The sequence below is a fragment of the Flavobacteriales bacterium genome (assembly GCA_021739695.1).
In the GTDB taxonomy this organism is placed as follows: domain Bacteria; phylum Bacteroidota; class Bacteroidia; order UBA10329; family UBA10329; genus UBA10329.
Map to the genome: position 1 here is coordinate 176,225 of JAIPBM010000007.1, position 11,136 is coordinate 187,360.

The following is an 11,136-nucleotide window of genomic DNA, read 5'->3' on the forward strand; positions in this document are numbered from 1 at the left end:
GGTCTTGATTGTTTTACGCTACAATCGTTTCTGTGGAATATGATTCAATGCTTGGGCAAGTACAGATCAAATTACGATCACCTTGAGCGTTATCCACTCTTCCAACTGAGGGCCAAACTTTAGCTTCAGAAACAAATGGCAAAGGGAATGCCGCTTTTTCGCGCGAATAAAGATGATTCCAACTGTCTGAAACGACCATTTTCGCAGTATGCGGAGCATTGTGCAACACGTTATCTGTAAGGTCAGCAACTCCAGATTCGACTTCGGCAATTTCCTTACGGATGGCCACCATCGCAGAAACGAACTTGTCCAATTCCGCCTTCGATTCGCTTTCCGTTGGCTCTACCATCAAGGTTCCTGCAACCGGGAACGAAACCGTTGGCGCGTGATACCCATAATCCATCAAACGCTTCGCAATATCTCCTGCTTCAACACCTGAATTCTTCTTGAAATCTCTGCAATCGAGGATCATTTCGTGAGCAACTGTCCCGTGCTTACCTGAATACAGGATATTGTAAGTTCCTGATAATTTGGTTTTCAAGTAATTGGCATTAAGAATGGCAAACTGCGTGCTTCTCTTAAGTCCGTACGCACCCAACATCTTAATATATCCGTAGGAAATAAGAAGGATGAGTGCGCTGCCCCAAGGAGCTGCCGAAACGGCTGAAATCGGCTGGCTCCCACCCATCGGAACAACCGCGTGGCCAGGAAGAAACGGGGCCAAGTGCTTGGCAACACCGATCGGTCCCATTCCGGGACCACCTCCACCATGAGGAATAGCGAATGTCTTATGCAAATTCAGATGGCAGACGTCCGCTCCGATCAAACCTGGATTGGTCAATCCTACTTGCGCGTTCATATTCGCTCCATCCATATAAACCTGACCTCCATTATCATGAATGATCTTGGTTACTTCCTGAATAGATTCCTCGAAGACGCCATGCGTTGATGGATATGTGACCATGAGGCACGATAAGGTATCAGCATATTCTTCTGCTCTTGCACGAAGATCCTCTACATCAATATTTCCACTTTCGTCACACTTCGTTACAACCACTTTCATCCCCGCCATTACAGCACTTGCTGGATTGGTACCATGGGCCGAAGAAGGAATCAAGGCCACATTTCTGTGTGCATCTCCTCTACTCTTGTGAAATTGATCAATAACCATCAATCCGGCATACTCACCTTGAGCCCCAGAATTTGGTTGAAAAGAAACTGCTTCGAAACCTGTGATTTCGCAAAGTGCTTTTTCCAATTCGTTGAAAACGATCTGGTAGCCTTTTGTCTGATACAATGGCACAAACGGGTGAATGTTGGCAAACTCTGGCATACTGATAGGATACAACTCGCTTGCAGCATTCAGTTTCATGGTGCAAGAACCCAAGGATATCATGGAATGAACCAGCGAAATATCCTTGTTCTCCAATCGCTTGATGTAACGCATCATCTCCGTTTCTGAGTGATACGAGTTGAAAACCGGATGCGTCAGATAATCATCTCCACGCAATAGATCTGCTGGTAATGCAAAATCAAATTGCGTCAATTCTTCCAGTTTCACATAAACCGGATCGCAATCTGCTGCACGGGCAAAAACTTCGAGAATCTGCTGCAACTTCCCTAGGTCGGTACGCTCATCCAAGCTGATTCCAACCGAACGATTGTCGATATATCGGAAATTGATGTTCTCGTTCTCAGCAATCTCTTTGATTCCAGTAACGGTAACCCCAGCTGGTGGCACCAATTGAATCGTATCGAAATAACGATCTGATTTTATCTCATATCCGATTGCCTTCAATTTACTGGCAAGAACAGTCGTTTTACGATGAATATTCGTGGCGATATTCTTCAGCCCAGTTGGTCCGTGATACACGGCATACATACTTGCCATAATGGCCAACAGCGCCTGTGCGGTGCAGATATTTGATGTAGCACGGTCACGTTTTATGTGCTGCTCTCTTGTTTGGAGCGCCATACGCAAAGCAGGATTTCCTTGCGAATCGACCGAAACTCCTATGATTCGACCTGGAATGGTACGTTTGAATTCATCTCTCGTAGCAAAATATGCCGCATGCGGACCTCCGTAACCTAACGGAACTCCGAATCGCTGTGTATTTCCAACCACAACATCGGCACCCCAACTTCCTGGGCTTTTCAAAAGCACCAAACTCATAAGGTCGGCCGCCACAGCTACGTGTGCTCCCACTCCATGCACCTTTTCAACAAAGGCAGAAAGATCTTTTACTTCTCCGTTTACTGACGGGTACTGAAGCAATACACCAAAGAATTCATCCGAAAGATGAACATCATTATGATCTCCAATGGTCAATTCAATTCCAAGAGGAGCTGAACGCGTGTGCAGCAGATCAATCGTCTGTGGGAAGCAATCGGCAGAAACGAAAAATTTGTTGACGCCTCTTTTTGTTGCTTCGCGAGAGCGCGAATTGAACAACATGATCATAGCTTCGGCTGCAGCTGTTGCTTCATCCAATAGCGATGCATTGGCAATTTCCAACCCTGTGAGGTCGCTCACCATGGTTTGGAAGTTCAGAAGCGCTTCCAATCTTCCTTGTGCAATCTCCGCCTGATATGGCGTGTAAGCCGTATACCACCCCGGATTTTCCAACACGTTACGCTTGATCACATTAGGAACAACCGTATCGTAGTAACCAAGACCGATATAAGTTCGGTACAATTTGTTCTTCTTCCCAATAGCATGAATGTGCTCCGAATACTCCACCTCTGTCATCGCTGGCGGAAGGTCCAAGTCGGCTTTCATCCTGATGGATGCCGGAATGGTCTTTTCGATAAGTTCATCCAAACTTGCAACACCAACGGTGGTGAGCATTTCTTTAAGGTCTTGTTCCCTTGGGCCGATGTGGCGATTGACAAATATGTCCTGTTTCATGCTTGTTTTTTGAGCGGTCGCGCAAATTTACCATAGCTATCAATGTAGAAAGCTGACGTTTGTTCATTTTATGCACAGCTTACTGTATAAATACATATGTGATAGACCTGACCACAAATGCCATTTGGATATATTTGAAAGCTACAATTACGGATGAGATTCTTTTCCATCATTTCTTTCCTTTTCCTCTTGCTTTTAGCTTCAAATGCTAAAGGTCAAGATCGACTATTGCTGACCAACGGCAAGATCAAAAAACTGAAAGGAACCGTTATCTATTACGACCACGATCAAGTTCTTTACCAGAATGCTCGGCAGCGCCAGAAGATGGAAAAGCACCTTGCAAAGCGTGATGCGGCAAAAAAGCAGCTTGAAACGAGTACGAAATGGTTAGCCAAACAAGAAAAACTGGCCGAGAAAGAGCGCAGAAAGGAAGCCAAGCAATTGGCAAAACTGGAAGACCGAAAGAAAGATTTTGAAGTTGCCGTCAAACAAAAACTGGAAACGCTTCCTCCAGCCGATTTTGAAAAGTGGAAAAACCGAGAATTGGCCAAAATCAAATCTTTGGAGCAGGAAAGCAATCTGAAAATTGCTGTGAACGCGCAATTGAAAGAAGCGAAAAAAGCAAAAAAGGAAGCACGAGAACGAGCCAAATTCTCGTATCAAGTATCGAGAGATCTTGTGTTCTCCATTCTGAAATCAGACGCCACCGAACTTATCGTGTATAGTGCTGATACACTTGGATTTTTGACCGATGGTGATGCAGACGTTGAATACAACGTGGCCGAAATGCGCTTGTACATTAAAGGGAGGCAAGACGGAAGAAAACACAGCTTCCATGATGTTTACATTGGTGCTACTGTTGGATTGGCATCCTCGCTTCTACTCACATACACATGGGACATCTTTTATGCACCAATTCCTCCCGCGATCTGTATTGCGGTGATGGCCGGATTACGTAATCTCAAACCAAGCCCAAAATTGGGTATTGCAAAGGAATTTCTGGAATCCGACCCATACATGGATGGATACCAACGTTCTGCCAAAGGGCGAAAAATCTTCGCGTTCACAATGGGTGCTGTGGGCGGACTGGTGGTTGGTGGCACCGTAGCGGTTATTACTAGCCCATATCTTCAGTAATAAATTGCGTAAGTGTATCTTCACCACTGCGTGAAGATTCTTTTCAATTATATCGTTTACGGAAGTTGGTGGGTTGCTTTGTGTGCTGCATTGCTCGGGCTACTAACATGGTTTGAACTTACAGGCGCGTGGTGGAATGCCGCGCTTTTCGTTTTCATTCTTGGTTCCACCCTTGTGGTTTACAACCTCAACATGCTTTCTGGCCTTGCCGAACTCAGGAGAATCGGCACGCATTCCGAACGCCATCATTGGTGTATGAATAACGAACTTTTGATGAAGGCTACACTTGCTGTCGGGCTGATTCTATCTACCGTTTCTGTATCGTTCCTCAGCAGCGTTGTTTGGTTATTTATGTTGCCACTAGCCTTTGTAGCCTTGGCTTACACAATTCCAATTGTAAAGCGACAAACTTCCAAGATCCGAATCCGCGAGATCGGGCTTTGGAAAATCTTCATCATTGCAGGGGTTTGGTCTGGAATGACCGTGATTCTACCATCCGTTGAATATTTTGGATTGGATCAATTGGTAGAAAAACTCAGTTGGGAATTGGCAATTGAACGTTCCATTTTTATTCTTGCTATCACTATTCCCTTCGATATCCGTGACCTTATAAACGATGCAAAAAAAAGTGTGCGTACCATTCCTTCCATTCTCGGCTGGAAACAGTCTGTTGTGCTGGCCGAAGTTCTCTTACTTGCGTTCGTCTCATTCGTTGGTCTTCGGATCGGTATCCATCACCCGTTCTTTCTTGGTTATCTGATCAGTTCCATTATTGCCATGATAGTTATTGCGTTTTCTAACCCGCAACGAAACGACATGTATTGTTCTTTCTGGGTAGAAGGAACGATGATTGTTCAATTCGTACTTGTGCTCGTGTTATCCAGACAACTATTCTAAATCCATTCCGTCATTTCAGCGTAAGGAATATCTACAAATAATAAGAACAGATAGTTGAAATATTAGGTGTGATATGAAATATGAACGAGTAAGAAAAATCAACAAACTACTTCTATGGAAAGAAATTGCTCTGCACATTTGTATTGTTAATTAAAATCAACAATCATGAAAACGATTGTAGCATTCATACTCTTCTCCATTTCAAGCTTGCCAATCTTCGCTCAAGGAACAATTGTTTCGTTGAGCGTTATGCCCGAAAACCCAACCGTCAATGATGACATTGAAATATACGCTGAGGTGATGTTTACTAGTTCGGACTGCCTGATCGATAATCAGGCTCACTCAGTCAATGGTTTCAACATCGGTGCATCTGCGCATCATTGCGTAGGCATGCTTACTGCCTTATGTAATAGAACCGATGTTTTTGAGGTCGGTCAGCTTGCTGCTGGCACTTACACCTTCGATATGACACTCACCTCTGGATTTGGTGGCGCGGGTTGCACGGCAGGAATCGTACCTGACGACAACGATCAATTGACGTTTACCGTTTCCTCAAGTGTAGGCATCGATGAATCTGACCTTGAACATCAATTTGTCTACCCGAATCCAACTTCGGGCTTGCTGCAATTCAGAACACAGCTAGACCAAACCGTGTTCATCACAGATCTTTCTGGTAAAAAAGTGATGGAAATTCCTTCAGGCGCTTCGTACACAGATATTTCCGCACTTCAGACAGGAATGTATCTTCTCAGGATTTCGGGTCGGCAGATTCCGATTCTGAAACAGTGATATTCAATGATCTGAACGGAGATTATCTAAAAAAATGCGCGCCACATTGGCCGCCATCGGGTCATCTCTATCCATTCTTTCAGGATGCCATTGAACTCCTAAAATAAAAGGATGGATCGCCTTGTCTTCCCAATAGAAAGCCTCAATAATTGAATCTTTGGCCATTGCCATTATTTTGAATCCAACCGCAAGCGAATCAATTGCCTGATGGTGATTTGAATTCACCTCGGCACTATCGCGTTCCAAAATTTTGACCAACCACGGATGGCAATAAACCATGTGGTGCGCATCGCCATTTTCTTGCTGATGAATGCTTGAATTTCGTTCAGTGGGAATATCGATGATGAGCGAACCGCCCTTTGCTACGTTCAGCAATTGCATTCCTCGGCATCCACCCAATGTGGGCAGTTTCAATTCAAAAGAATGTTCAACCAAAGCCAATTCCAACGAATCGCGGTATTTGTCAATGGTTCCGCACTGAGCAACGGCAGTGTCTTTTCCATGGAAAGATGGATGAATGTCCGTTCCGCCTGTCAGGATCACGCCATCCACTTCTGCCAGTATTTTATCCAACGAATCAGCAGACATTCCGTACGCCTGATAGAAGGTAAGCGTGCTATCGAAATGAAGCAGCCAATTCTGATAAGCATTGTTTGGATAATACTTGGAAATAAGCACGGATTTTCTTTTTTCTGGAACGGTGCTACATCCAAAAAGGAAAAGGGCAATTGATATGGCAGTCAGAAGTCTCAAGTCAAGGCTTTGTCCAAAGAAAGGTTGATGATCCTTGCCGCTTCCTCAATTTCCGCGTCTGTATGCGCGGCACTCACAAATCCGACTTCGTAACCAGAAGGTCCAATATAAAATCCATTGTCCAACAGGGCATGGTAGAACTTGCGGTAGATGTTCATGCTCTCTGGATCGATCTCAGCCGAAGACCGAATGCTTGGACGATCTGAGAAAGCAATCCAATAAATTGAACCGACTGAGAACATGCGAACCTTGTATTCTTTCTCTTCGACATGTTCTAACACGGCAGAAACCAATTTCTTGGTTTTCTTTTCCATGGCTGGATAAAAATCAGCTTCGAGCAATTGTTCCAAAGCTGCTTTTCCGGCAGCCATGGCCACTGGATTTCCTGAAAGTGTTCCTGCCTGATAAACGGGACCAAGTGGCGCAATGGAGTTCATGATCTTTTCGCTGGAAGCAAAGGCGCCAACTGGCATTCCACCACCGATGATTTTTCCTAAGGTGATGATATCGGGTTTGATGTCGTACAAACCTGCGGCTCCTTCAAATCCAACTCTAAAACCACTGATCACCTCATCAAAAATGAGCAACGAATTTTCATCCGAACAGATTTCGCGGAGCGCGCGAAGGAATTTTCCATCCTGAAGAAGCAATCCATTATTCGCTGGAATCGGCTCGATGATGACGGCCGCAATTTCATTCTTGAATTGCTCAAAAGCATCTTTCACCGCTTCGATGTCGTTCAGTGCCACAACAATGGTCTCGTCCACAAAACTTTTTGGCACACCAGCAGAACTGGAATTGCCAAATGTGACCAATCCCGAACCTGCTTTCACTAAAAGTGAATCAACATGACCATGATAGCAGCCTTCAAACTTGATGATCTTGTTTCTTCCTGTATAACCTCGCGCCAAACGGATAGCGCTCATAACGGCTTCTGTTCCAGAACTCACAAATCGGATGCGCTCCACATAGCGATGATTTGAAAGAATCAGATCAGCCAAATCATTTTCCTGTACGGTTGGCGCACCAAATGATGTTCCGTCTTTTACTGCAGTTATAATGGCGTTCTCTACCTTCTCATTTGCATGACCAAGAATTAATGGGCCCCAGCTAGCGCAGAAATCGATGTACTCATTTCCATCAGCATCCCAAACCCGACTTCCCTTTCCCTTCGTGATGAAACGTGGCGTTCCGCCCACGCTGCCAAATGCCCGTACAGGACTGTTCACTCCACCGGGGAAAAGCGTTTTCGCTTTCTCGAATAATTGTTCTGATCGTTCTGTGCTCATACCTTCCATTTTGTGGCGCAAATGTAATGCTGACTTTTTAGCTGAGCGGAACCGTGACCATAATGCTTGTTCCATCATCAACTGCCGATGATATACTGAACTCGCCACCCACCTGTTCTGTTCGCAAACGCATGTTTTTTGTGCCCAAACCGGTGCGTTGCTTTGCCATATCAAAACCAGAACCATCATCTTCAATGGTCATGACCAATTCGTTACCATGAACGAATATTTGCAGATCAACATGCTGCGCTTTGGCGTGTTTCTGGATGTTGTTCAATGCTTCTTGTAGGATGCGGTACAACTGTAAACCTACCTCTTCGGAAATGGACTTCTCCACATCGAAAAACTGAAAATCAATATTCGTCCCTGCCTGACGATGCTCGGAAACAAGTTCTTGGATCTTTTGCAAAACCGTCTCGCTGTTTAGCGAAACCGGATTCAACTGATGAGAGATTCTCCGTACGCCATCAGATATTTCGGCAATCTGCTCGGCCAGTTCTGTTTCCGCGCCACCAGCAGCTTTCATTTTTAGAAGTGACAACCGCGATGCCACATCATCGTGCAATTCGTTGGCAACACGCACCTTCTCCTCTTCCATTCCTCGGACAAACGCTTGCATGGCCTGCTGCTGCAATGAGTTGATGTTGCTGAGCAACTTTTTCCTGTCATCGCCAATCAGTTTAGAGCGATAGCTGAGTCCGATGGCAAAAATTATGATCTCGAAAAGTGAACCGATGAAAATGGGCGATAGCGGAAGCCATGCCAAGTGAATGGCGCCATATTCTTGCGCAATCAACATCAATGTGACAACCACATTCATTCCGAATGCTGCCGCGTAAAAAAGCACTGAGGTACGGTCTGCTTTCCACGAACGTATCAGCGCAGCGACCAATAAAATGACAGAAGCTGCAATGAAACTGTAGATCACATTGATAACGATGATCGTATTTGCAGTGAACAGACCCGGAACCAACAACCACCACAGCAGGATGCCAACGAGTCCTAGTATGATGAAATTCAACATTCGATTGACCCATCGTGCAACCGATCTGATCGGAAGAAAAAGTTGCGTGAACCGTATCTGCGAGATGACGATGATCACGATCATTATCAATCGGAGGTAGTTATTCCACTCGAACTGATCAGGAAACAAGAACTGAAAACCGTATCCGACATGTGTAAACAGGTACAGAAACAAACTGACCACATAGACCAGATACCAGATGTAGATGGAAGACCGCTGTATCGCGTAGATCAGCAACGAGTAGAGCATAATGACCAACAGCATACCGAAATAGAGCCCATGGATCATGTTGGATCGCGCCTCGTGCTGCATGAACTCGTGGCTTTCCCACAATTTCAGAGGTACGGCCACCGAGGCGTTGCGCTTGTCAACAAAAAGCAGTATTCGGTCTCTGCTACTGTTGAAATGAATTGGAAAAACGTTGCGTCTGTTCTCATAAGTGCGTGCAGCAAACGGCATTCGGTCTCCACATCTTCCTACAAATCGCAACAGACCATTGCTGTATCTGTAAGCTTCGATCCGATCGATATGCGGATTATCGATGTCGAGAAAATAATTGGCCGAAGTATCTATCTCGGGCGGTAGATCAACCAGAATCCAGAAGTAGTTCTGTGAAAATCCGAAGGTGGTTTCCCCTGAAATGAGTTCAGAAGATCCGGCAAATTGATTGAGCGCTTCTTCGGGCTTGAGCTTCTCGGCTGTTTCTATGGCCTTGGAAAATGGAACAAGATCGACACTCTCGGCAAAACCTTGCATACTGAAAACCAGCAACAAGGCTAACGGAATTAATGATGAAGCGAACCTACTGATCCAACAACCCATGTTTCTGGCATAGTAAAATGAGTTCTGGCTGCGTACTCACGCCAAGTTTCCGGTAAATGTTCTTCTTGTGATTTTTGACCGTATTCTCTGAAATGTGAAACTGCCCCGCAAGATTTTCTACAGACGTGCCCTTTATCAGAGCGGTCAATAATTTCTTCTCCGTTTTGGTCAGCTTCAACATAGACTTGAACCCTTCGTCAGGTTTAAACTCCAACGATGTAGCCGTAGAAACGTTCGTGTAGAATTTTGCTGAGTTTAAATTCTGAAGCGCAGCAACGAGGTCTTCGCCACTGGTATCTTTCAACAGGTAAGCATTAGCTCCTGCTTTTCGCGCCTTATCAGCAAGAATCCTGTCGTTGTAACTGGTAAGAATTACCACCTGTGTTTTAGGAGCATGTCGCCTTAAGAACTCCAAAATTTGGAATCCATCTTTCTTCGGCAGGTTAAGATCGAGAAGAACGAGGTCAGGAGCAAATTCTGTGAGTACATCAACTGCAGCAACTCCATCTCCACAAGAACCTACAAGTTCAAACCCCTCCGACATGTTGATCAACCCCTCAAGCGATTGCCTGAAAAGCGGATGATCTTCACATATATAAACGCTCTTCACTTGTTTTGCTTTTTCGGGACAAAGATCGTGCTTACATAACGGACTGGCAAACAACAGCAGAATTGGTTCTGTTAACCCAGTACGTCTCAAAAACGTCAACACTAATTCACAACCGAAGCCTGTTAAGTGAATTGATCATTAGCCGCAATGATCAACCACAAAAGGTTATTCATTGCTAAAAAAAACACCTCTTACCGCTACAGAAATGGCCCCATAGGGCTATTTCGGCACCAAGTGATAAGGATGACATTTGTACTGGAAGAACCCAACGTTCATGAAAGACCCCTTAGACAGATTGATACTTGGACTCCTCTACTTCATTATCACCATCTTATTCCTTGGAGCCTTGGCCTACCTGATACGGAAAGGATGAATGAACCAACGCCACGGCAATAGTGTTCAGTCTCATCATGCACAGTAACCCCACATTCCGTCAGTTGGTGTTAGACGTATTCCACAGGCACGACCCCTTGCAGGCCGAGTGTCCTAGTGTGTATGATGGCGTGGTGAACGACCTGCTGCGCTACTGGAGCCACCGAGATACGGAGCAGGAACTGTAGCAGTACGTGCAAGGGGTTCTTTACTTGCGCGGTAAACGGAGTTTGTGGCTGCCAGATGGTTTGTTGACGGAGTTGCTGAATATCCGAGGAATTCAAAACAGTTGATACTGGAGCAAGGAGTTGTCCCGCGCCATTCCTAATAAAAGGATTGAGGCAAAACAGTTACTCCCTGGCGTTCCTAATAAAAGGATTGGGGCAAAACAGTTGTCCCGTGCCATTCTCTGTAAAGGGAGTGTAAAAAGGAGTCGTTTTGTAAGACCTCCGAGGGTTTTCCTTCAGCAGACCCCCGAGGTTTTCAAAACCCCGGAGGTCTTAGGAGAATGCCCTCAAACAACCCTCACCTCATC

The 11,136-nt window shown here is 45.2% G+C and carries 9 protein-coding genes; 4 read left to right on the top strand and 5 right to left on the bottom strand.

Features of this window, described 5'->3' with window-relative positions; translation table 11 throughout:
- Window positions 1-13 precede the first annotated feature (13 nt).
- The gene (gcvP, locus tag K9J17_06490) at window positions 14-2,908 is read right to left on the bottom strand and encodes an aminomethyl-transferring glycine dehydrogenase (GenBank protein ID MCF8276368.1); all 2,895 of its coding nucleotides are present in this window, start codon (window positions 2,906-2,908) and stop codon (window positions 14-16) included.
- 153 nt (window positions 2,909-3,061) lie between these two features.
- Here gcvP and K9J17_06495 point away from each other — a divergent pair, with 153 nt between their 5' ends.
- The 3 genes from K9J17_06495 (at window position 3,062) to K9J17_06505 (ending at window position 5,731) form a co-directional block, all read left to right on the top strand.
- Window positions 3,062-4,045 carry a hypothetical protein gene (locus tag K9J17_06495; protein ID MCF8276369.1) on the top strand — a complete coding sequence of 328 codons (984 nt, stop codon included), beginning with the start codon at window positions 3,062-3,064 and terminating at the stop codon, window positions 4,043-4,045.
- A 30-nt stretch (window positions 4,046-4,075) separates the two neighbouring features.
- Complete coding sequence (locus tag K9J17_06500) at window positions 4,076-4,942, top strand: hypothetical protein (protein ID MCF8276370.1); 867 nt, start codon at window positions 4,076-4,078, stop codon at window positions 4,940-4,942.
- Between the two features lie 165 nt (window positions 4,943-5,107).
- Complete coding sequence (locus K9J17_06505) at window positions 5,108-5,731, top strand: T9SS type A sorting domain-containing protein (GenBank protein ID MCF8276371.1); 624 nt, start codon at window positions 5,108-5,110, stop codon at window positions 5,729-5,731.
- A gap of 3 nt (window positions 5,732-5,734) precedes the next feature.
- Here K9J17_06505 and K9J17_06510 read toward each other — a convergent pair whose 3' ends face one another.
- From K9J17_06510 to K9J17_06525, 4 genes are read right to left on the bottom strand one after another with little or no spacing between them, the layout of a single operon-like run.
- A complete protein-coding gene (locus tag K9J17_06510; protein MCF8276372.1) occupies window positions 5,735-6,484 on the bottom strand; it encodes a gamma-glutamyl-gamma-aminobutyrate hydrolase family protein in 750 nt (249 codons plus the stop codon).
- On the bottom strand, window positions 6,481-7,773 hold the full coding sequence (gene hemL / locus K9J17_06515; protein MCF8276373.1) for a glutamate-1-semialdehyde 2,1-aminomutase: 1,293 nt from the start codon (window positions 7,771-7,773) through the stop codon (window positions 6,481-6,483). Before hemL ends, K9J17_06510 begins: the two co-directional genes overlap by 4 nt.
- A gap of 37 nt (window positions 7,774-7,810) precedes the next feature.
- A complete protein-coding gene (locus tag K9J17_06520; GenBank protein MCF8276374.1) occupies window positions 7,811-9,571 on the bottom strand; it encodes a hypothetical protein in 1,761 nt (586 codons plus the stop codon).
- A 28-nt stretch (window positions 9,572-9,599) separates the two neighbouring features.
- Window positions 9,600-10,229, bottom strand: coding sequence for a response regulator transcription factor (locus K9J17_06525; GenBank protein MCF8276375.1), 630 nt, complete (start codon window positions 10,227-10,229; stop codon window positions 9,600-9,602).
- A gap of 410 nt (window positions 10,230-10,639) precedes the next feature.
- On the opposite strand from K9J17_06525, the gene K9J17_06530 reads away from it, so the two are divergent.
- Window positions 10,640-10,789: a hypothetical protein gene (locus K9J17_06530; GenBank protein MCF8276376.1), complete on the top strand. Its 150-nt coding sequence runs from the start codon at window positions 10,640-10,642 to the stop codon at window positions 10,787-10,789.
- Window positions 10,790-11,136: the final 347 nt, after the last annotated feature.

Coding starts and splice junctions, on each gene's coding strand:
- gcvP (MCF8276368.1), bottom strand. CDS start 2,908: ATGAAACAGGACATATTTGTCAATCGCCACATCGGCCCAAGGGAACAA.
- K9J17_06495 (MCF8276369.1), top strand. CDS start 3,062: ATGAGATTCTTTTCCATCATTTCTTTCCTTTTCCTCTTGCTTTTAGCT.
- K9J17_06505 (MCF8276371.1), top strand. CDS start 5,108: ATGAAAACGATTGTAGCATTCATACTCTTCTCCATTTCAAGCTTGCCA.
- hemL (MCF8276373.1), bottom strand. CDS start 7,773: ATGAGCACAGAACGATCAGAACAATTATTCGAGAAAGCGAAAACGCTT.
- K9J17_06530 (MCF8276376.1), top strand. CDS start 10,640: ATGCACAGTAACCCCACATTCCGTCAGTTGGTGTTAGACGTATTCCAC.